Below are 19,815 nucleotides of genomic sequence, written 5' to 3' on the forward strand. Positions count from 1 at the left end.
CGAGGCTCCATTGACCGATACTGTCATTCGCATTCACAGCGCGGCGTCGGAGATCGACGCCGCCGCTTGGGACGGACTGCTGGCGCTGCAACCGGCGCGCTCCCCTTTCATGCGCCACGCGTACCTCGACGCGCTGGACGCCAGCCGTAGCGCGTCGCCGGCCAGCGGTTGGACGCCGCAGTTCATCACCCTCTGGCAAGGCAACCAGCTCAACGCTGCCTGCCCGCTCTATATCAAGGACCATTCGTACGGGGAGTACGTGTTCGACTGGGCCTGGGCCAATGCCTACGAGCAGCACGGACTGACCTACTACCCCAAGGCCGTCGTCGCCGTGCCATTCACGCCCGTGCCAGGTGCACGCCTGCTTGCGCGCGATGAAGCGAGCCGCACCCTTCTGGCACAAGCATTGGTTGCGTGGTGCAAGGAGTCGGAGGTGTCGTCGCTGCATCTGCTCTTCGGCGCGGACGAGGACATCGCGGCCTGTTCGGAAGCCGGCCTGATGCTGCGCCACACCGTGCAGTTCCACTGGACCAACATCGCCCCCGCGCTCGGCACTGACGTGTCCTCGCTGCCCTCCGAGGGGGCGCGTTTCGCCTTGGGGCGGCCCGGCGGCGAAACCGGACGATGGACGGACTTCGACGCCTTCCTCGCCAGCCTGTCGCACGACAAGCGCAAGAAGATCCGCCAGGAGCGCCGCAAAGTCCGCGATGCCGGCGTGAGCTTCCGCTGGTTTCGCGGCACCGACATCAGCGATGCCGACTGGGACCTTTTCTATCGTTGCTATGCCCGCACCTACCGCGAGCACGGCAACCCGCCCTACCTGAACCGCGATTTCTTCCATCGCATGGCGGCCAGCATGCCCGAGGCGTGGCTGCTTTTCATCGCGGAGCGCGGCGGCAAGCCGATCGCGGCCAGCCTGATCGCGCTCTCCGCAGGCCGGGGCGGCGACGATGCGTCCGAGCGACCGCTCGTGGCCTACGGACGCTACTGGGGGGCGCTCGAACGCGTCGATTGCCTGCACTTCGAGGCCTGCTACTACCAACCGCTGCAGTGGTGCATCGAACACGGCGTAGAGCGCTTCGAGGGCGGTGCGCAAGGCGAACACAAGATGGCGCGCGCACTGATGCCCGTCATGACCACCAGCGCGCACTGGCTGGCTCACCCCGCGTTCGCTGACGCGGTGGAGCGCTTTCTCGAACGCGAGGGCGCAGGCATCGAGAACTACATGGACCACCTCGGCGAACGCAGCCCGTTCCGCACGGCGGAGTGACCCCCAACAAAAAGCGCCTCGCAACAAATGCCGCGAGGCGCCTTGCAAATTTCCAGATCTGGAACTTACTTCTTGAAGTTCGCGATGCCGTCCATGATTTCCTTCTTGGCAGCGTCGATGCCTTCCCAGCCCAGCACCTTGACCCACTTGCCGGCTTCGAGATCCTTGTAGTGCTCGAAGAAGTGCGTGATGGCCTTCAGGCGCATCGGGTTCACGTCCTCGACCTTCTTCCAGTGGCTGTAGATGGGCAGCACCTTGTCGGTCGGCACGGCGAGCACCTTGCCGTCGATGCCGGCTTCGTCTTCCATCATCAGGATGCCGATGGGCCGGCACGGCACCACCACGCCGGGCACCAGCGCCCAGGGCGTGATCACCAGCACGTCGACCGGGTCACCGTCGCCCGACAGGGTCTGCGGCACATAGCCATAGTTGGTCGGGTAGTGCATCGCCGTAGTCATGAAGCGGTCGACGAAGATCGCGCCCGATTCCTTGTCGACTTCGTACTTGATCGGATCAGCGTTCATCGGGATTTCGATGATGACATTGAAGGCGTCGGGGGCGTCTTTGCCGGGGGAAACTTTGCCGAGGGACATGGTGCGTGTCTTTGGAGTAGTTGAAAGTGTTGTACGCCGGATGCGGACAAACCCGAAGTTTACTTTCCATGTCACGGCACAGTCGCACAGAACGCGAGTTTTGCCTGTAAATTGGCCGCGTTGGCCAATCGGTCCCATGCCTCCACGGCATCGGGACTTCGAGGAAGCAACGCGGCGGAAGCACTGACCCGTACGCGTTGCGCACAGGTCCGGCTTTCGTCTCCACAAGTTACGTCGAACTACTGGAGAAGCAAAGGCATGACTGGCAACACCCCTCTCGTCCTCGCCATCGTCTGCGGCCTCGTGGCCGTAGCCTATGGTTTCTGGGCGCGCAGCTGGATTCTTTCGAAAGACCCGGGCAACGCCCGAATGCAGGAGATCGCAGCGGCCATCCAGACCGGCGCCGCGGCCTACCTCGCGAAGCAGTACCGCACCATCGCGATCGTTGGCGTGGTGCTGGCCATCCTGATCGGCGTCTTCCTGGACGTGACCACCGCGGTGGGCTTCATCATCGGCGCAGTGCTGTCGGGCGCTTGCGGGTTCATCGGCATGAACGTGTCGGTCCGGGCCAATGTGCGCACGGCGCAGGCCGCGACCCAAGGCATCGGCCCGGCGCTGGACGTGGCCTTCCGTGGCGGCGCCATCACCGGCATGCTGGTGGTCGGGCTGGGCCTTCTGGGCGTGTCGGGCTTCTACTGGTTCCTCGTGGGCAATGGCAACCTGACGCCGGACAAGAACCTGGCGACGCTGCTCAATCCGCTGATCGGCTTTGCCTTCGGCTCGTCGCTGATCTCGATCTTCGCGCGACTGGGCGGCGGCATCTTCACCAAGGGCGCCGACGTCGGCGCCGACCTCGTGGGCAAGGTCGAAGCGGGCATCCCCGAGGACGATCCGCGCAATCCGGCCGTGATCGCCGATAACGTGGGCGACAACGTCGGCGACTGCGCCGGCATGGCGGCCGACTTGTTCGAGACCTATGCGGTGACGCTGATCGCGACCATGGTGCTCGGCGCACTGATGGTGGCCGCGGCGCCGGTGAATGCGGTGCTGTATCCGCTGGCACTCGGCGGCGTGTCGATCATCGCGTCGATCATCGGCTGCTTCTTCGTCAAGGCTTCGCCAGGCATGGTCAACGTGATGCCGGCGCTCTACAAGGGCCTCGCCGTGGCGGGCATCCTGTCGCTGATCGCGTTCTGGTTCGTGACCAGTTGGCTGATTCCCGACAATGCCATTGCTCCTTCCGGCAGCCAGCTGAAGTTGTTCGGCGCCTGCTTCGTCGGTCTTGCGCTGACGGCGGCGCTGGTGTGGATCACGGAGTTCTATACGGGCACGCAATACTCACCGGTGCGTCACATTGCGCAGGCCTCGACCACGGGCCATGGCACGAACATCATTGCGGGCCTGGGCGTGTCGATGCGTTCCACGGCTTGGCCGGTGATCTGCGTTTGCATCGCGATCATGGCCTCGTACATGCTGGGGGGCCTCTACGGCATTGCCGTGGCGGCTACGGCGATGCTGAGCATGGCCGGCATCGTGGTCGCGCTCGACGCCTACGGCCCCATCACCGACAACGCCGGCGGCATCGCCGAGATGTCGGAACTGCCGGCCAGCGTGCGCGACATCACCGACCCGCTCGACGCCGTCGGCAATACCACCAAGGCTGTCACCAAGGGCTATGCCATCGGCTCGGCCGGGCTGGCGGCGCTGGTGCTCTTCGCCGACTACACGCACAAGCTCGAGAGCTTCGGGCTCAACATCAGCTTCAACCTGAGCGATCCGATGGTGATCGTGGGCCTCTTCATCGGCGGCCTGATCCCCTACCTCTTCGGCGCAATGGCGATGGAAGCCGTAGGTCGCGCAGCCGGTTCGGTGGTGGAGGAAGTTCGCCGCCAGTTCCGCGAGATCCCGGGGATCATGGAAGGCACCGGCAAGCCCGAGTACGGCCGTGCCGTGAGCATGCTGACCGGCGCGGCGATCAAGGAAATGATGATCCCGTCGCTGCTGCCCGTGGTGGTTCCGATCCTGGTCGGCCTGCTGCTGGGACCCAAGGCTCTAGGCGGCCTGCTGATGGGCACCATCGTCACAGGCCTGTTCGTGGCGATCTCCATGTGCACGGGCGGCGGCGCGTGGGACAACGCCAAGAAGTACATCGAAGACGGCCATCACGGCGGCAAGGGCTCCGAGGCGCACAAGGCGGCCGTCACCGGCGACACCGTCGGCGACCCCTACAAGGACACGGCAGGCCCCGCGGTGAACCCGCTGATCAAGATCATCAACATCGTGGCGCTGCTGATCGTGCCCCTGGTGGTCAAGTTCCACGCTGGCGACGCAGGCGCGATGGCACCGCACGCCGCACCGCCCCCCGCGACCGCACCGGCTGCACCCGCAGCCCCGGCTGTCGTCCCGCCGGCACCCGCAGCGGCTGCGCCCGCCGCAGTGCCGGTGGCGGCTGCCGACTCGGGCCCCTCGATCAAGACCGAGGGTGGCGTCGTCAAGCTCTACTTCGCCACCAGCAGCGCTGAAGTCCCTGCGGGCTCCAGCGAGGCGCTGGTCGACATCGTGAAGGCCGTGCAAAGCGGCAATCGCGTGCTGGTGAGCGGCTTTCACGACGCCTCCGGCGACCCCGCGAAAAACGCCGAACTCGCCAAGCAGCGCGCGATGGCGGTCGGCGCGGCGCTCAAACTGGCCGGCGTGCCGGACGACAAGGTCGAACTGGCCAAGCCCGCGGAGACGACGGCTGGCGGACCGCCCGCGGAAGCCCGCCGGGTGGAAGTGAAAGTCCAATAGGGCATGCCTGCCGCGGCAACCCTTGCGCAGGAGTTCTTCTACGACCCCGCACAGATGTGAAGCCGGCCTAGCCGCGCGCTGCACTACCGCTTCATGGCCGCAAGCCCGCTTGCGGCTTTTTTTCGTGGACCAGATTGATCACCAACGCAGCGCAACCAGAGGCACAATCCGAAAATACACACCTTCGACTATTTGGCAACTCCCATGACCGACCTCGTCGTACGCCGCCTGCTGATCGATCTTCAGCCGCCCTTTGCGCGCGACTGGTGTGGCGGCGATGCCTTCGCCACCGCTTTCTTCAACGCGCTGTCGATGAGCTTTCCCTTCGGCGAGCAATTTTTCATCGACGCCGTGCGCCGCGCGCTTCAGAACACGAGTGCCGAGGTGCGGGAGAAGCATCAGGCGGAAGTGCGCGGTTTCATCGGACAGGAAGCGACGCATCGCCGGATTCACGCCCTCTTCAACGCGCATCTGGACAAGCAGGGGCTGGAAGACGGCTGGACGCCCCGTGCCACGCAGCGCATGCAAGCTCTGGCCGATGCAGACCCGCGTCACGCCGTCGCCATCACCGTCGCAACGGAACACTTCACCGCCATGTTCGCCGAATGGCTGCTGTCACATCCCCAGTTGCTGGACGGTGCCGAACCGCGGCTGAAGACCATGTGGCTCTGGCACAGCGCCGAAGAACTCGAACACAAGAACACGGCCTTCGACGTCTACCAGGCGATCGGCGGCTCGCACGAATGGCGCGTCCGCTGGTTCCGCCGGGTCACGCTGATCTTCCTGGGCGATCTGTTCAGGCAGACGACCGCCAACCTGCGCAAAGAAGGCGTGTTGTGGAAGCTCTCGACATGGCGCAGCGGGGCCCGCTTGCTGCTGGGCCGCGGCGGCTTGCTACGGGAAAGCTGGGCCACCTGGTGGCGCTATCTGCGGCGGGACTTTCACCCCTCGCAACAAGACAGCGCCGTGTCCCGGCGCTGGCTGGCTGAAAACACATCGCGGTTCGTGCGCGTGGACGCGCCGCCCACGAGCGCCGCGCTCAGTTCAGGCTGATGCCGTGCGTCGGCAGTGCGCCCTGCTCGGTGCGCAGGGGTACGCCCTGGAGCGTGTCGAAGTCGGACGGTGCCTCGGGCACGCGCATCTCTTCCAGTTCGTGCAGCGACGCGACCCAGCGTCCGGCAGCCGATTCGGCAGGCTCGTCGTTGGTAAAGATGCCGTCGCGGATGTAGAAGGTCTCGCCGGCCGGCCGCTCCATATGCAACTCGATCAGGCGCGAAATCGGGAAGGTATAGGTGACCAGCTTTTCCTTCGTCTTGCGGTCCTTGGCCCCGCAATTGAAAAAGCCTTCGGCGGCAATGACGATGCACGAGCCTTCCACCGAACTGTCGATGTCGCCGCCACAGCGCCAGACGGCCGTGGGCATCCGGACGCGCACCTTGTCGATGACGAGATCTCGTTGCTTGTTGAGGGCATTGAGCGGAGGCACCAGCGAACGCAGTTGCCGCAGGCGCTCGGCAAAGTTGTCGTCCATGCAGAACTCGACATGGTGCGTCGCGCCGCCCGAGCGCTTGACGACCTGCATGATGACGTGACGTTGCGGGCTCACAGGGGCCGTCCTTTGGCGAGCAATCGACGGAGCCCCGGGTTTTGAAGGGTTGACGAATGAATTCGGATCATTGAATCGATCGTGAATTAGAACTTTGGTATTGACGCAATTATTCGCATCAATTGTTTCCAACTGTAGATCGAATTCCGCAGAATGGGTAGGCGGTACGAAGTACTAAATCCGGCGCTCCAGGTGCGCTTCGCGCCGCCAATTCGGCGACGCCGAACGGGGTCAGGCCCCCCCGGCTTCGACCAATTCGTCGAGCGCCTTGCAGGTCGGCGCGCAGACCGTTTGCGACTTGCCCAGTAGCTGCCGCGTCCGCATCTGCGATCGCACGCGGTGCTTGCCGCACATGAAGCAGGACATCGTCGCCCCGCTGAACGATGCCGAGGCGCGAAACGGTGATCCCGGCGCCTTGGCCTTGTAACGGAGGCCGTCCGCCACAACGGCCGTCTTGACCTCGGCTTTACTCATGGTCGGCTTCCGGTCCTGCGCCACGCATGGCGCGTTCAATCGCGGACTTGGCAGCCAATTCGGCCGACAAAGACGTATCCAGCGCCGAGCGGCAGAGCCCGGCAAATTGGTAATTCATGTTTTCGTACACCTCCGCGGCGCGGGATAGGCATCCAGCAATTGGCCGAGTTGGGCGCCCGGCTCGACATCGCGAAATTCCTCCACCAGGTGCATCACGACGGAGCGATATTGCTCGGCGCCCACCGGCACGGCGCTGTGTTCGAGCCGCTCGAGGAGCTGGGCGAGCACATGCGTCACAGCGAGGTCTGTCTTGTGCGCAGGGGTTTGAGTAGCGTTCATGGGCAGCATGTGGGGCGATGAAGGTCAATTGCAAGGGGAAGCACGCAGTTGCACCAACCGGGGATTACAACAGCATTTCAGGAACGATCGGCGCAATCAGCTTGTTGTAGAAGCGCAAAAAGAAGCCCGACTCCGGCTCGACCGTCAGGATGATCTCCTTCTCTCCGTCGGTGCTAAGCCATTCGACCGCGCCGGTTTCCTTTGAGAGGCGCAGGCGGTAAGAGTTCTGCAACTTGCTGATGTTGATCACCCGGAGCATTTCCCGCGCGAGCTGCGGGCTGTCGACCACCACGCCCATTTCGGTGTTCTGCGTCGCCGAGCGCGGATCCAGGTTCATCGACCCGATGAAGATGCGCTGCCGGTCGATGGCCGCCGTCTTGGCATGCAGGCGGCCGAGCGAGGTGCCAAAGGAGCCGAAACGCTCGTTGGCCGTGGTCCGCGCTGGGCTCAATTCGTAGAGGTCCGCGCCGCTGAGGAGCAACCGCTGGCGATAGCGTACGTAGCCGGTATGCACCAGCGGCTCGTCGTTGGCGGCCAGCGAATTGGTGAGCAGCGTCAGCTTCACCTTGCGCCGGGAAAGATCGTCGAAGGCGGCCATCCCCTTCTCGCCCGGCACCAGGTAGGGCGAAGTCAGGTCCACCTCTTTTTTTGCGTCGAGCAGCAGCTCCCAGACTTTCATGGTGACGCTGGTGGACAGCGCCTCGTCCGCAGTCATGTACTTGGGCTTGCTCGGCGGATCAGCGACGGCATGCGCCTCGCCCCACAGCAGCCCCATGCGCCCGGCGTCCAGCTCTTCGCTGATCGGACCATAGCCGAGGATGTCGGAGGGCGGCAGCTCGATCTTCGGTGGCATCGAACTCATCCCGATCCAGTTGTCGAAGTCTTCCGGCCCGGGCTTTCGACCGCCCTCGCCTCTCACGATCTCCTGGATCGGCCACACCTGCTCGGCGTTCCAGTAGGCGTCGAAGATCAGTTCGAGCTCTCTCACCACCTTGCCGACCACCAGCGCATCCATGTCGATGAAGTTCTGCGCCTCGCTGAGCACGAAATACTCGTCCGCAATGTTGCGGCCGCCCACCACTGCCATCGCGCCGTCAGCGATGAAAAGCTTGTTGTGCATGCGGTGGTTGAGCCGTGCGATCTCATGCGGCGACGCAGCGAAGCGCGACACGAAGCCATCACGCCCACAACAGAAGGGGTTGAAGAGCCGAACCTCCACATTCGGCGTCTGCGCGAGAGCGAGCAGCGGCTGCTGGCTCTTGGCGGTATAGAGGTCGTCCACCAGCAGACGCACCCTCACACCGCGCGCCGCAGCCTCGCGCAGTGCGCGCATCAGCAGCCTTCCGGTGGCATCGTTCTCGAGCTGGTAGTACTGGACGACCAGCGATACCTGCGCTCGCTTCGCCAACTGGATGCGTGCATCGAGCGAATACACGCCCAGCGGCATCAGGCGAAAGCCGGAATGCTCACCCGGCGGCGTTGAGTCGGCCACGATCTTCGCCAGCCGGGTCGCCGCGTCGGGCCGTGTCGCGACTTCGACCGGCCGCTCGGGCGCCACCGGAAGCGAACCGCAGGCGCCCAGCAACGCGATCGCGGCAAGCATCAGCACCCATCGCACCAGACGGGTCGCGACTGGTTTCATCTGGTGTTCCCCTCGTTGATCAGATTGATATACGCGCACGACGACGATTTGGTTTGGCCCGCGCCCGGTGCGACCTCCAGTCCTAGAATTCGAATCGCCGTCACCCGGGGTTACATCATGATGCTATCGATCTTCGCGCGCGCGACCTTGCTTGCATGGGCAGCGGCCATGGCGACACCCGCCCTCGCCGCGCTCGACATCGGCGACCCGGTGCCGAAGTTCACGGCCACGGCAGCGCTCGGCGGCAAGACCTTCCGCTATTCGCTCGCCGACGCACTCGCCAAGGGTCCAGTGGTCGTGTACTTTTTTCCCGCGGCGGATTCCAATGACTGCTCCATCGAGGCGCACGCCTTCGCGGAGGCGATCGACCAGTTCACCGCACTGGGCGCCACGGTCATCGGCGTTTCCGCAGACGACATCGACACGCTCGCCAAGTTCTCGGTCAAGGCGTGCCAAAGCCGCTTCCCCGTGGCGTCCGACCAGTCCAAGACGGTCATACAGGGCTTCGATGCGGTGATGCAGACGCGGCCCGATTTCGCCAACCGGCTCTCTTACGTGATCGCGCCCAATGGCAACGTCGCGTACTTCTATCAGAACCTGAACCCGGACAAGCACGTGGAGCGCATGCTGAACGCGATCCGCGCCTTGTCGAAGACAACCGCGACGCGTTAAGCCCCGATCGTCCCGGCAACGTGGCGGGAGGTCGCTAAGATTTCCCCCATGCAACTCAACTACATCGGCAACGAAAGCGTTGCCTCCTCGTCCGGCCGCACGCTGCCGGTGATCGACCCATCCGACGGTCAGACCTTCGACGAGCTGCAACGCAGCAATGCCGCCGACATCGATGCCGCCGTGCGCGCCGCGCGCCACTGCTTCGAGACGACCTGGCACAAGGTCAGCGCGGCCGACCGCGGCCGGCTGCTGTACCGGCTTTCGCAGAAGATCGCCGAGCACACCGACGAACTCGCCCTCATCGAGCAGCGCGACTGCGGCAAGCCCGTCAAGCAGGCCCGTGCCGATGCGCTGGCACTGGTGCGGTACTTCGAGTTCTATGCCGGGGCCTGCGACAAGCTGCATGGCGAGACCATTCCCTACCAGGACGGCTACAGCGTCTTCACCTGGCGCGAGCCGCACGGCGTCACCGGCCACATCATTCCGTGGAACTACCCGATGCAGATCTTCGGGCGCAGCGTGGGCGGCGCGCTGGCTGCTGGCAACGTGTGCGTGGTCAAGCCATCGGAAGACGCCTGCCTCTCGCTGATCCGCGTGGCGCAATTGGCGGCAGAGGTCGGCTTTCCGCCCGGCGCGCTCAACATCGTGACCGGCTACGGCCATGAAGTCGGCGACTCACTCGCCCGGCACGAGGGCATCGACCACATCAGCTTCACCGGCAGTCCCAAGGTCGGCACGCTGATCCAGCAGGTCGCGGCCGAGCGACATTGCCCCGTCACGCTCGAGCTTGGCGGCAAGAGCCCGCAAATCGTCTTTGCGGATGCCGACCTCGGTGCCGCCATCCCCGTGCTGATCAACGCGATCGTGCAGAACGCCGGACAGACCTGCTCCGCCGGCTCGCGCGTGCTGATCGAGCAGAGCATCTACGAGCCGCTGCTCGAACGCCTCGGCCATGCCTTCGAGGCGCTGCGTGTCGGCCCCGCGGCGATGGACCTGGACGTCGGTCCGCTCATCCGCCAGACGCAGCAGCAGCGCGTGTGGGACTTCCTGTCCGACGCCCAGGTCGCCGGCATCCCGATGGTGGCGACCGGCGTGGTGGTCGACGAAGCGCCCGAAACCGGCTTCTACCAGGCGCCCACGCTGCTGCGCGACGTGCCGGTGGACCACCGCCTTGCACAGGAAGAAGTGTTTGGCCCCGTCCTGGCCGCGATGTCGTTCTGCGACGAGGACGAGGCGGTAGAGCTCGCCAACGCCACGCAATTCGGCCTCGTCGCCGGCATTTGGACGAACGACGGCGCGCGCCAGTTCCGCATGGCCAAGCGCGTGAAGAGTGGCCAGGTGTTCATCAACAACTACGGCGCGGGCGGCGGCGTCGAACTGCCCTTCGGCGGCGTCAAGTCCTCGGGCTATGGCCGCGAAAAGGGCTTCGAGGCGCTCTACGGGTTCACCACACTCAAGACGGTCGCCATCAAGCACGGCTGACCAGACACATCAAATTCAAACGGAGACAGAACCAATGCGAGTCAAGGACAAATCCATCATCGTGACCGGTGCCGGCGGCGGCATCGGCGAAGGCATCGCGAAGCGCCTGGCGGCCGAGGGCGCGCAAGTGGTCGTGAACGACATCAACACGGCGCTCGGCGAACAGGTGGTCGAGGCGATCCTGCGCGCCGGCGGCCGTGCCTCTTTCTTCGCAGCGGACGTCACGAAGTCGGCCGAGGTCAAGGCACTGGTCGATGCCGCGATCGAGCGCCACGGCAAGCTCGACGTGATGGTCAACAACGCCGGCTGGACGCACCGCAACCGGCCGGCGCTCGAAGTGAGCGAGGACGAATTCGATCGCTGCTATTCGGTCAACGTGAAGAGCATCTACCTGTCGACCATCCATGCCGTGCCGGCATTCCGCGCCAATGGCGGCGGATCGTTCATCAACATCGCATCGACCGCCGGCGTGCGTCCGCGCCCTGGGCTCACCTGGTACAACGGCTCGAAGGGCGCGGTGATCACCACCAGCAAGTCGCTCGCCGCCGAACTCGGGCCAGACAACATTCGCGTGAACTGCATCAACCCGGTCTTCAACCCCGACACCGGGCTCGCTGCCGAATTTGCCGGCGGGCCGGTCACCGAGGAACGCAAGGCCAAGTTCCGCGCCACCATTCCGTTGGGCCGTTTCTCGACCGCGCTCGACGTTGCCAACGCGGCCCTCTACCTCGCGAGCGACGAGGCGTCGTTCATCAGCGGCGTCTGCATCGAGGTCGACGGCGCGCGCTGCGTGTAGCTGACGCTGCCGTGGTCATGTAACTCCGAATGGTCGTCCGAGCGGGCGATGGGTTAAATTGCTCCACCCCATGACCAAGCATGTCGTCCCTGTCTCCGAGATCGGCCGCGTCCGTCGCACGACGCCGTCGGCTGCAAGCGTGGTTCCGGCCACCGGCGCATTGCTCGACCGGCTGGCCCGCCCGCTGACCGACTTGCGCATCAGCGTGACCGACCGGTGCAACTTCCGCTGCAGCTATTGCATGCCCAAGGAAGTCTTCGACAAGGACTACGAGTACCTGCCCCACAGCGCGTTGCTGAGCTTCGAGGAAATCACGCGCCTTGCGCGCATTTTTGCGTCGCACGGCGTGCGCAAGATCCGCCTCACTGGCGGCGAACCGCTGTTGCGCAAGAACCTCGAGGTCCTGATCGAACAACTCGCCGCGCTGCGCACGCCTGACGGCCAGCCGCTGGACCTCACGCTGACCACCAATGGGTCACTTCTCAAACGCAAGGCCGCTGCACTCAAGGCCGCCGGTCTGCAGCGCGTGACCGTCAGCCTCGATGGCCTGGACGACACCGTGTTCCGCAGCATGAACGACGTCGACTTCCCGGTGGCCGAAGTGCTCGCGGGCATCGAGGCCGCGCACGCTGCCGGGCTCGGCCCGATCAAGGTCAACATGGTCGTCAAGCGCGGCACGAACGAGCAGGAAATCCTCCCGATGGCGCGGCACTTTCGCGGCACGGGCGTGGTGCTGCGCTTCATCGAATACATGGACGTCGGCGCGACCAATGGCTGGCGCATGGACGAAGTGCTGCCGTCGGCCGAGGTGATTCGTCGAATCGCCGGGGAATTCCCGCTCTCGCCGCTCGAGGCCAGCGCGCCCGGCGAAACGGCGCAGCGCTGGGCCTATGCGGACGGTGGCGGCGAGATCGGGGTGATCAGCAGCGTGACCCAGGCCTTCTGCCACGACTGCAGCAGGGCGCGCCTGTCGACGGAGGGCAAGCTCTATCTCTGCCTCTTCGCCAGCATGGGCCATGACCTGCGTCCGCTGCTGCGCGGCGGTGCCGACGATGCGCAGATCACGACCGAGATCGGCCATGTCTGGCAGGGGCGCTCCGACCGATATTCCGAGCTTCGCGCATTGCGCGAGCCCGATACCGATGCAGGCGCACCGCGCCGCGTCGAAATGAGCTACATCGGCGGATGAGCGCGTCGCACGCCATCGCCGCCAGCGACATCACCGGGCTCGTGCTCGCCGGCGGGCGCGGTTCGCGCATGGGCGGCGTCGACAAAGGCCTGCAGAATTTCAATGGAACACCGCTCGCCCTGAATGCAGTGCTGCGACTCGGCATGCAGGTCGGCGAGATGATGGTCAACGCCAACCGCAACCTGTCGGCCTACGAATCTTTCGGCGTACCAGTCTGGCCGGATGGCCTGGCGGACTATGCGGGCCCGCTCGCAGGCTTCCTGACCGGTCTGGAGCGCTGCGAAACACCCTATCTGCTGACTGTGCCGTGCGACACGCCGCTGTTCCCGTTCGACCTTGCCGGCCGTCTGGCGGATGCCCTTGTGGCTGACGGCGCCGAGATCGCCATGGTCAACGCGCAGGAAACCGCCGACGAACCCGGCGGCGCGACCGTGCTGCGTCCCCAACCCGTGTTCTGCCTCCTCAGCGCCACCCTGCTTGAAAGCCTGGTGCGCTTCACCCAGGGCGGTGGCCGCAAGATCGACAAGTGGACCGCGCAACACCGAACGGTGCTGGTGCCCTTCGACCGACCAGGCGACGCGCCCGATGCGTTCTACAACGCGAACACCCTGGCCGAACTCCACGCGCTCGAAGGCCAGCGCCCCTGATTTCTTCCCTCTCATGAGCCGCATTGCCGACATCGCCGCCGCATTGGCTGGCTACGACCCCAAGGCCCTCGGCGTCGATGCCGTGCAGGCCTTCCTGGCCCGCCTGGCCGAGCCCGCCATCGTCACCGAAAGCGAACGCATCGCGCTGCGCGACGCACTGGGCCGCGTGCTGGCGGAGGACGTCATTTCGCCGGTGAGCGTTCCCCCGCACGACAACTCGGCGATGGATGGATTTGCATTCGACGGCTCTTTGCTCGACGCAGCGCCTGCCGCCGATGACGCCTCGGTGAGCCTGCGCGTGGTCGGCACGGCCCTCGCCGGCGCTGCCTGGCGCGGCACGCTGGCTGCCGGAGACGCCGTGAAGATCATGACCGGCGCGATGATGCCGGCCGGTCTCGACACGGTCATTCCGCAGGAGTTCTGCCAGGTCGAAGGCGATGCTGTGCGTTTCCCCGCCAAAGCACTGCGCCGCGGCGACAACCGGCGGCTCGCTGGCGAAGACCTGATGCAAGGCAGGCCCGCATTGCAGCGGGGCGAAATCATCTCACCTGCGGCGCTGGGCATGGTCGCCAGCCTCGGGCTGCCGATGGTGCCGGTGATGCGCCGCCTGCGCGTCGCGTACTTCTCCACTGGAGACGAGATCCTGAGCCTGGGCGAGGTGCCGCGCGAAGGCGCGGTGTACGACAGCAACCGCTACACCGTCTTCGGGCTGCTCACGCGGCTGGGTTGCGAGGTGATCGACCTCGGACTGGTGCGCGACGACCCGGCAACGCTCGAATCCGCACTGCGCCGCGCCGCCAGCGAAGCCGACGCGATCATCACCAGTGGCGGCGTCAGCGTCGGTGAAGCCGACCACACCCGAGCCGTCATGCAGCGGCTCGGCGACATGGCGTTCTGGCGGGTCGCCATGCGGCCCGGTCGCCCCATGGCCGTCGGCCTCATTCCGACGGAAGGGGATGTGCGCGGACCTGCGGTGCTTTTCGGCCTTCCAGGCAACCCGGTTGCGGTGATGGTCACCTTCCTCGCCTTCGTGCGCCCCGCCCTGTTGCGGATGATGGGCTGCAACGCCACATGCTCCGCGCCGCCACCGTTGCTGCGCGCCACGAGCGTCGATCCGATCCGCAAGAAGCCCGGCCGCACCGAATACCAGCGCGGCCGCGTGCAGGCCGTGCCGGGGCAGTTGCCTATGGTGCGCATCGCCGGCAATCAGGGTTCCGGCGTGCTCAGTTCCATGGTCGAGGCGAACGGACTGGTCGTGCTGCACCACGAACAAGGCAGCGTGGCAGCGGGCGATTCCGTCGACGTGATGATGTTCGACGGTGTGGTGTAAGGTCGTCGACCCCGACCCCAGGAGTTGCGATGCTCGCAGCCAGAATCGAGTTGATGCAGCAGATGCCCATCTTCGGCGCCATCGGCGCTGAGACCATCGAGTTTTTGCTGGCGCCGGCACCGGTGGTCAAAGTCCCGGCGGGTGGTTTCTTCTTCCACGAGAACGATCCGGCCAGCGGAATGTACGTGCTCGAGAGCGGGCGCGTCACGGTCTCCAAGAGCTGGCAAGGCCACGACCTGCTCCTGCGGCGGCTCGGTCGGGGCGACTGCTTCGGCGAAATGGCCCTGCTGGATCTTTTCCCGCGCAGCGCCTCGGTCCGCGCCGCGGAAGATTGCAGCGCCATCGAACTCTCGTCGGCCAACCTTTATCGGCTGTTCGAGCGCGACGTCGAGCAGTTCGCGCTCATCCAAATGAACATCGGCCGCGAAATGAGCCGGCGCCTTCGGATCACGGACGACTTGCTGTTCCGGGCCAGCATGGGCGAATCGGTGGAGACGCCTGAGCGAATCTAGTGCGCCCCTGCGGACCGACCTCAGATCCGCCCCAACGCCCTCTCCACGCCCTTGTTGGCCAGCGCATCCGCGCGCTCGTTGCCCGGATCGCCCGAGTGCCCCTTTACCCAGCGCCATTCGATCTGGTGTCCGCCTTCCGCCACCAACTTGTCGAGTTGCTGCCACAGTTCGACGTTCTTGACCGGCTGTTTGGTCGAGGTGCGCCAGCCTTTGGCCTTCCAGCCGCGGATCCATTCGGTGATGCCCATGCGCACGTACTGGCTGTCCAGGTAGAGCGTGACCTTGCACGGGCGCTTGAGCGCGCCCAGCCCTTCGATGACCGCCTGCAGTTCCATGCGGTTGTTGGTGGTGTTGAGCTCGCCGCCGAAAAGCTCCTTCTCGGTGGCGCCCGACTTGAGCCATGCGCCCCAACCGCCTGGGCCGGGGTTTCCCTTGCAGGCGCCGTCGGTGTAGATCTGTACTTCGTTCAAAAACCGTTTCCTTCTTGCTATCGATGAGTGGTGTCGCGGTGCATCTTGCCTGCGATCGGGACGGGGGCGCTGGCACGCGAGGCGGCTCGGCGCCAATCGGCGCTCAGCAGCCGCAGGCCGCGCACCCGCTTGACCGCCACCAGAAAATAAACCGCGCCGAAAATGGGCCACCAGCGCTCGCCGGCCTTGTCGAACCAGCGGCAACGGTCCAGCCATGCCTCGCTGCGCACCGCCGGCCGGTAGACGCCGAAGCGTCCGGATTCGACCTCGAAGCTCAACAGCCGCAGCCAGTCGCGCATGCGCCGATAGCCGATGAAATCGCCGGCCTCCGGCAGGAAGAGCTCGCCGAATCCAAGCCGCCGGTACAGGTGCGCGCGACGCTGCCGCATGCCCCAAAGGCTCGCGGGATTCAGGCCAGATATGACGACGCGGCCTTCAGGCACCAGCACCCGCTCGACCTCGCGCAGCGTTGCATGCGGATCGAGGCTGAGTTCGAGAGTGTGCGGCAGCACGACCAGGTCGAGGCTGTTGGCGGGAAAAGGCAAGGCCGAGAAATCGGTTACGAGCGCGCTCCGCCCCGGCATCGCGGGGTCGGACAAGGCCAGCCAGCGATGCGGCATGCGGTTGGTCCGAAGCCCCTCGACCTCGGCCAGGCCCAACTGCAACGCGTGATACCCGAACACGTCGGCCACCGCCTGGTCGAATTGCGCCTGCTCCCAGTCCAGCAGATAGCGGCCTGGGGGGGTCTCGAACCAATCATGCAAACCTATAATTTGACCGCTCATGACCCTCGTTCCGCTGCCTGCCTTTGCCGACAACTACATCTGGATGCTGCAGGACGGGCGCAACGCGATCGTGGTCGACCCAGGGGATGCCGTGCCGGTGTTTGATGCACTGGAGCGCGGCAATCTGCAACTGGCCGCGATTCTAGTCACGCACCATCACGCCGATCACACGGGTGGCGTGGCAGCGTTGCACGAAGCCACCGGCGCGCCGGTCTTCGGCCCTGCCCGCGAGCGCATTCCGGAGCCCTACGCACGCCTGTCGCACGGCGACCATGCCGACGTGCTCGGCCTGCGCTTCGATGTGATCGACGTGCCCGGCCATACGGCCGGCCATATCGCGTACTTTCTGCCGGCCGGTCCGCACAATGCGGCAGCGGGCGATCTCGCCCCTCTGGTCTTTTGCGGGGACACGCTGTTCTCGGGCGGCTGCGGCCGCCTTTTCGAAGGCACGCCCGCGCAAATGCTGGCCTCGCTCGACGCGCTCGCCGCGCTGCCAGGTAACACGCGCGTATGCTGCACCCACGAATACACACTTGCTAACCTGAGATTCGCGCGTGCGGTGGAACCGGGCAACGCCGATCTCGCTCAGTACATGACGCGGTGCGAAGCACTGCGCGCGCGCGGCGAACCGACGCTGCCTTCGCAGCTATCGACCGAGCGCCTCATCAATCCCTTTCTTCGCAGCCGCGAAGCCACTGTCAGTCGAGCGGTCCACGCTCACGCCGGCCTGTCAGTACAAGCCGCGGAGACCGAGGTGTTCGCCGCGCTGCGCCAATGGAAAAACGACTTTCGATGAAATTTATCGTTGCCGCCTGCCTTGCGGGCTCCCTCTTCCTCGCAGGCTGCGCCACCGGTACGGGTTCCTCGCCCAGCACGGACACGTCGAGCGCTGCGTCAAGCAGCGCGGCCCCGGTGTATCCGGGCGGTGCGCTGACGCCCATCACCTCGGGCGACACGAAGTCGCGCGCCGTCGTGACACTCGCCCCGCCCACCGACATGTGGGACCGCATCCGCCGCGGCTTCAAGATGCCCAACCTCGACAGTGATCTCGTGCGTGACCGGGAGCAGTGGTATGCGAGCCGGCCCGACTACATGCAGCGCATGACCGAGCGCTCGAGCCGCTACATCTTCCACATCGTCGAGGAACTCGAACGTCGCGACATGCCGACCGAGATCGCGCTGCTCCCGTACATCGAGAGCGCCTTCAATCCGCAGGCGGTGTCCAGCGCACGCGCGGCGGGCATGTGGCAATTCATGCCGGCGACCGGCACCGACTTCGACCTCAAGCAGAATATTTTCCGCGACGACCGGCGCGACGTGGTCGCCTCCACGCGCGCTGCACTCGACTACCTGCAGAAGCTCTACGGCATGTTCGGCGACTGGCAACTGGCGCTTGCAGCCTACAACTGGGGCGAAGGCAACGTAGGCCGCGCCATCGCCAAGAACCAGCGCGCCGGCCTGCCGGCCACCTACACCGACCTCTCGATGCCGGCCGAAACGCGGATGTACGTGCCCAAGCTGCAGGCGGTCAAGAACATCGTCGCGAATCCGGAGCGCTTCAACGCCGATCTGCCGCTCATCGCCAACCACCCCTACTTTCAGACCGTCGCGCTCAAGCGCGACCTCGATGTGACACTGGCGGCCAAGCTGGCGGACGTGAAGATCGAGGACTTCCGCGCACTCAACCCCTCGGCGCACAAGCCGGTGTTGCTCGCCGCAGGCACGCCGGAAATCCTGCTGCCGTGGGACAACGCCGCCGTCTTCCAGCGCAACTTCGAAGCCTATTCGCAAGGCCAATACGCGAGCTGGACCGCCTGGACCGTGCCCACGACCATGACCGTTGCCGATGCAGCCCAGCGCTCCGGCATGAGCGAAGTCGACCTTCGTGCGATCAACAGCGTGCCACCCCGGATGCTCATCAAGGCGGGCTCGACGCTCATCGTGCCGCGCAGCGCACGCGTGCAGGAAGACGTCGCGGCGGTGGTCGCGGACACCGGTCAGCTGAGCTTCCAGCCCGAGATCGTCACACGCCGCACGGTGGTGAAGGCCGGCCGAACGGACAGCGTCGCGAGCATCGCCCGCCGCTACAAGCTGAGTCCGGCGAGCGTCGCCGAGTGGAATGATGTCAAGCAGACCCATTCCTTCCAGAAGGGCTTCAACGTAGTGGTGTACCTCCCGGTCAGGGCCGCGCGCTCGGTGAGCGTCGGGACGGGCGCGACGCACGCGCGTGGGGCGCCAGTTCTCAAGAGCACGAGCGTCGTATCGAAGAGCACGCCCACCAAGGTCTCCAAGAGCTCGTCCACCCAGGTCGCGCGCGAACAGCGCGGCGGCACGCCGTCGAAGAAGAAGCGCTGAAGCAAGGCCGGCGGCCGGCGTCGGGGCCGGCCTCAGAGCTTCTCGGTTTCTCCACTGCGCGGCTGCCACTTCATGAGGCGCTTTTCGAGGACTCCGACGATGCCGTCGAGTACGAGCGCAAACGCCGTCAGCACCACGATGCCCGCGAACACGGTGTTGACGTCGAAGGTGCCCTCCGCCTGCAGGATCAGGTAGCCGACCCCGCGCGCCGACCCCAGGTACTCGCCCACCACTGCGCCTACGAAGGCCAGACCGACCGAGGTGTGCAGGCTCGAGAACACCCAACTGGTCGCGCTCGGCAGGTACACCGTGCGCAACAACTGCCGCTGGTTCGCGCCGAGCATGCGTGCATTGGCCAACACCACCGGACTCACCTCTCGCACGCCCTGGTACACGTTGAAGAAGACGATGAAGAACACCAGGGTGACTGCGAGCGCAACCTTGCTCCAAATGCCCAGGCCGAACCACAGCGCGAAGATCGGCGCCAGGATCACTCGGGGCATCGAATTTGCGGCCTTGATATAGGGATCGAAGACCAGGCTCGCTGTCGGCGCCAATGCGAGCCAGAGGCCGCAGGCGAGTCCCAGCAACGTACCGATCACGAAAGCCAGCACGGTTTCGAGCAGCGTCGTTCCGAGGTGGCGGTAGATGTCGGCATTGCCAGGCAGGCCATCGGGAAACAACGGATTCGGCGGGATGGCGACCGGCATGAACCAGCTCCAGATGCGCCCGGCGACCTGGATCGGCTCGCCCAGAAAGAACGCGAACTGCTGATTGCGAGACGCCACGTGCCAAGCCACCAGCAGCGCGATGAGGACCGTGATCTGCCAGAAGCGCGCATTGCTTTCGCTCGGCCGAAAGCTCAT

Annotated in this window: 21 protein-coding genes; 12 read left to right on the top strand and 9 right to left on the bottom strand. The window is 65.4% G+C overall.

Translation table 11 applies throughout. The features are described 5' to 3' along the window. The first annotated feature begins 10 nt into the window (after positions 1-10). Positions 11-1,270 carry a GNAT family N-acetyltransferase gene (locus QTI24_RS04190; RefSeq protein WP_286598518.1) on the top strand — a complete coding sequence of 420 codons (1,260 nt, stop codon included), beginning with the start codon at positions 11-13 and terminating at the stop codon, positions 1,268-1,270. A gap of 65 nt (positions 1,271-1,335) precedes the next feature. On the opposite strand, the gene ppa is transcribed toward QTI24_RS04190, so the two are convergent. Continuing rightward, positions 1,336-1,863, bottom strand: a complete 528-nt coding sequence (ppa, locus tag QTI24_RS04195) for an inorganic diphosphatase (RefSeq protein WP_286598519.1) — start codon at positions 1,861-1,863, stop codon at positions 1,336-1,338. A gap of 258 nt (positions 1,864-2,121) precedes the next feature. Here ppa and QTI24_RS04200 point away from each other — a divergent pair, with 258 nt between their 5' ends. Together QTI24_RS04200 and QTI24_RS04205 are read left to right on the top strand one after the other, a co-directional pair. Then, positions 2,122-4,650, top strand: a complete 2,529-nt coding sequence (locus QTI24_RS04200) for a sodium-translocating pyrophosphatase (protein ID WP_286598520.1) — start codon at positions 2,122-2,124, stop codon at positions 4,648-4,650. Between the two features lie 204 nt (positions 4,651-4,854). Next, positions 4,855-5,703, top strand: a complete 849-nt coding sequence (locus QTI24_RS04205) for a metal-dependent hydrolase (protein ID WP_286598522.1) — start codon at positions 4,855-4,857, stop codon at positions 5,701-5,703. Here the strand turns inward: QTI24_RS04205 and QTI24_RS04210 are convergent. The 5 genes from QTI24_RS04210 to QTI24_RS04225 form a co-directional block, all read right to left on the bottom strand. Then, a complete protein-coding gene (locus QTI24_RS04210) occupies positions 5,690-6,256 on the bottom strand; it encodes a hypothetical protein (protein WP_286565992.1) in 567 nt (188 codons plus the stop codon). The genes QTI24_RS04205 and QTI24_RS04210 overlap by 14 nt on opposite strands. A 231-nt stretch (positions 6,257-6,487) precedes the next feature. Continuing rightward, entirely contained in the window at positions 6,488-6,730 is a 243-nt protein-coding gene (locus tag QTI24_RS04215) for a hypothetical protein (protein WP_286598524.1), read from the bottom strand. After that, on the bottom strand, positions 6,723-6,848 hold the full coding sequence (locus QTI24_RS31615) for a hypothetical protein (protein ID WP_503011192.1): 126 nt from the start codon (positions 6,846-6,848) through the stop codon (positions 6,723-6,725). Before QTI24_RS31615 ends, QTI24_RS04215 begins: the two co-directional genes overlap by 8 nt. Beyond that, positions 6,845-7,069 (bottom strand): hypothetical protein, encoded by a 225-nt coding sequence (locus QTI24_RS31620; RefSeq protein WP_503011193.1) that lies wholly within the window; start codon positions 7,067-7,069, stop codon positions 6,845-6,847. Before QTI24_RS31620 ends, QTI24_RS31615 begins: the two co-directional genes overlap by 4 nt. Positions 7,070-7,133: 64 nt before the next feature. Then, positions 7,134-8,711 carry a phospholipase D family protein gene (locus QTI24_RS04225; RefSeq protein WP_286598525.1) on the bottom strand — a complete coding sequence of 526 codons (1,578 nt, stop codon included), beginning with the start codon at positions 8,709-8,711 and terminating at the stop codon, positions 7,134-7,136. Between the two features lie 117 nt (positions 8,712-8,828). Between QTI24_RS04225 and QTI24_RS04230 the strand changes: the two genes are divergently transcribed. The 7 genes from QTI24_RS04230 to QTI24_RS04260 all read left to right on the top strand — a co-directional run bounded on the left by QTI24_RS04230 (position 8,829) and on the right by QTI24_RS04260 (position 15,339). Next, positions 8,829-9,383 carry a peroxiredoxin gene (locus QTI24_RS04230; protein ID WP_286598526.1) on the top strand — a complete coding sequence of 185 codons (555 nt, stop codon included), beginning with the start codon at positions 8,829-8,831 and terminating at the stop codon, positions 9,381-9,383. 48 nt (positions 9,384-9,431) lie between these two features. Beyond that, positions 9,432-10,865, top strand: coding sequence for an aldehyde dehydrogenase family protein (locus tag QTI24_RS04235; RefSeq protein WP_286598528.1), 1,434 nt, complete (start codon positions 9,432-9,434; stop codon positions 10,863-10,865). 34 nt (positions 10,866-10,899) lie between these two features. After that, complete coding sequence (locus tag QTI24_RS04240) at positions 10,900-11,661, top strand: SDR family oxidoreductase (protein ID WP_286598529.1); 762 nt, start codon at positions 10,900-10,902, stop codon at positions 11,659-11,661. 70 nt (positions 11,662-11,731) lie between these two features. After that, positions 11,732-12,850 (top strand): GTP 3',8-cyclase MoaA, encoded by a 1,119-nt coding sequence (moaA, locus tag QTI24_RS04245; RefSeq protein ID WP_286598530.1) that lies wholly within the window; start codon positions 11,732-11,734, stop codon positions 12,848-12,850. Beyond that, positions 12,847-13,497 carry a molybdenum cofactor guanylyltransferase MobA gene (gene mobA / locus QTI24_RS04250; protein WP_286598531.1) on the top strand — a complete coding sequence of 217 codons (651 nt, stop codon included), beginning with the start codon at positions 12,847-12,849 and terminating at the stop codon, positions 13,495-13,497. Before moaA ends, mobA begins: the two co-directional genes overlap by 4 nt. A gap of 13 nt (positions 13,498-13,510) precedes the next feature. Next, entirely contained in the window at positions 13,511-14,827 is a 1,317-nt protein-coding gene (moeA, locus tag QTI24_RS04255) for a molybdopterin molybdotransferase MoeA (protein WP_286598532.1), read from the top strand. 29 nt (positions 14,828-14,856) lie between these two features. Then, complete coding sequence (locus QTI24_RS04260; protein WP_286598533.1) at positions 14,857-15,339, top strand: Crp/Fnr family transcriptional regulator; 483 nt, start codon at positions 14,857-14,859, stop codon at positions 15,337-15,339. A 20-nt stretch (positions 15,340-15,359) separates the two neighbouring features. Here QTI24_RS04260 and rnhA read toward each other — a convergent pair whose 3' ends face one another. Beyond that, entirely contained in the window at positions 15,360-15,809 is a 450-nt protein-coding gene (rnhA, locus tag QTI24_RS04265) for a ribonuclease HI (RefSeq protein ID WP_286598535.1), read from the bottom strand. 17 nt (positions 15,810-15,826) lie between these two features. Then, complete coding sequence (locus tag QTI24_RS04270) at positions 15,827-16,594, bottom strand: class I SAM-dependent methyltransferase (RefSeq protein WP_286598537.1); 768 nt, start codon at positions 16,592-16,594, stop codon at positions 15,827-15,829. Between QTI24_RS04270 and gloB the strand changes: the two genes are divergently transcribed. After that, complete coding sequence (gene gloB / locus QTI24_RS04275) at positions 16,593-17,390, top strand: hydroxyacylglutathione hydrolase (protein ID WP_286598539.1); 798 nt, start codon at positions 16,593-16,595, stop codon at positions 17,388-17,390. The two genes, QTI24_RS04270 and gloB, sit on opposite strands and share 2 nt — an antisense overlap. Further along, positions 17,387-18,949, top strand: coding sequence for a transglycosylase SLT domain-containing protein (locus tag QTI24_RS04280; protein ID WP_286598540.1), 1,563 nt, complete (start codon positions 17,387-17,389; stop codon positions 18,947-18,949). The genes gloB and QTI24_RS04280 overlap by 4 nt, the downstream gene beginning before the upstream one ends. Positions 18,950-18,981: 32 nt before the next feature. On the opposite strand, the gene QTI24_RS04285 is transcribed toward QTI24_RS04280, so the two are convergent. Further along, a complete protein-coding gene (locus QTI24_RS04285; protein ID WP_286598542.1) occupies positions 18,982-19,815 on the bottom strand; it encodes an ABC transporter permease in 834 nt (277 codons plus the stop codon).

Origin of the sequence: Variovorax sp. J22P240 (genome assembly GCF_030316855.1) — a bacterium.
Classification (GTDB): Bacteria; Pseudomonadota; Gammaproteobacteria; order Burkholderiales; family Burkholderiaceae_C; genus Variovorax.

Excerpts from the sequence above, each read along its gene's own strand:
- ppa (WP_286598519.1), bottom strand. The coding sequence starts at position 1,863 with ATGTCCCTCGGCAAAGTTTCCCCCGGCAAAGACGCCCCCGACGCCTTC.
- QTI24_RS04200 (WP_286598520.1), top strand. The coding sequence starts at position 2,122 with ATGACTGGCAACACCCCTCTCGTCCTCGCCATCGTCTGCGGCCTCGTG.
- QTI24_RS04205 (WP_286598522.1), top strand. The coding sequence starts at position 4,855 with ATGACCGACCTCGTCGTACGCCGCCTGCTGATCGATCTTCAGCCGCCC.
- QTI24_RS04215 (WP_286598524.1), bottom strand. The coding sequence starts at position 6,730 with ATGAGTAAAGCCGAGGTCAAGACGGCCGTTGTGGCGGACGGCCTCCGT.
- QTI24_RS31615 (WP_503011192.1), bottom strand. The coding sequence starts at position 6,848 with ATGAATTACCAATTTGCCGGGCTCTGCCGCTCGGCGCTGGATACGTCT.
- QTI24_RS31620 (WP_503011193.1), bottom strand. The coding sequence starts at position 7,069 with ATGAACGCTACTCAAACCCCTGCGCACAAGACAGACCTCGCTGTGACG.
- QTI24_RS04225 (WP_286598525.1), bottom strand. The coding sequence starts at position 8,711 with ATGAAACCAGTCGCGACCCGTCTGGTGCGATGGGTGCTGATGCTTGCC.
- QTI24_RS04230 (WP_286598526.1), top strand. The coding sequence starts at position 8,829 with ATGATGCTATCGATCTTCGCGCGCGCGACCTTGCTTGCATGGGCAGCG.
- QTI24_RS04235 (WP_286598528.1), top strand. The coding sequence starts at position 9,432 with ATGCAACTCAACTACATCGGCAACGAAAGCGTTGCCTCCTCGTCCGGC.
- QTI24_RS04240 (WP_286598529.1), top strand. The coding sequence starts at position 10,900 with ATGCGAGTCAAGGACAAATCCATCATCGTGACCGGTGCCGGCGGCGGC.
- moaA (WP_286598530.1), top strand. The coding sequence starts at position 11,732 with ATGACCAAGCATGTCGTCCCTGTCTCCGAGATCGGCCGCGTCCGTCGC.
- mobA (WP_286598531.1), top strand. The coding sequence starts at position 12,847 with ATGAGCGCGTCGCACGCCATCGCCGCCAGCGACATCACCGGGCTCGTG.
- moeA (WP_286598532.1), top strand. The coding sequence starts at position 13,511 with ATGAGCCGCATTGCCGACATCGCCGCCGCATTGGCTGGCTACGACCCC.
- QTI24_RS04260 (WP_286598533.1), top strand. The coding sequence starts at position 14,857 with ATGCTCGCAGCCAGAATCGAGTTGATGCAGCAGATGCCCATCTTCGGC.
- gloB (WP_286598539.1), top strand. The coding sequence starts at position 16,593 with ATGACCCTCGTTCCGCTGCCTGCCTTTGCCGACAACTACATCTGGATG.
- QTI24_RS04270 (WP_286598537.1), bottom strand. The coding sequence starts at position 16,594 with ATGAGCGGTCAAATTATAGGTTTGCATGATTGGTTCGAGACCCCCCCA.
- QTI24_RS04280 (WP_286598540.1), top strand. The coding sequence starts at position 17,387 with ATGAAATTTATCGTTGCCGCCTGCCTTGCGGGCTCCCTCTTCCTCGCA.
- QTI24_RS04285 (WP_286598542.1), bottom strand. The coding sequence starts at position 19,815 with ATGAGCTTTCGGCCGAGCGAAAGCAATGCGCGCTTCTGGCAGATCACG.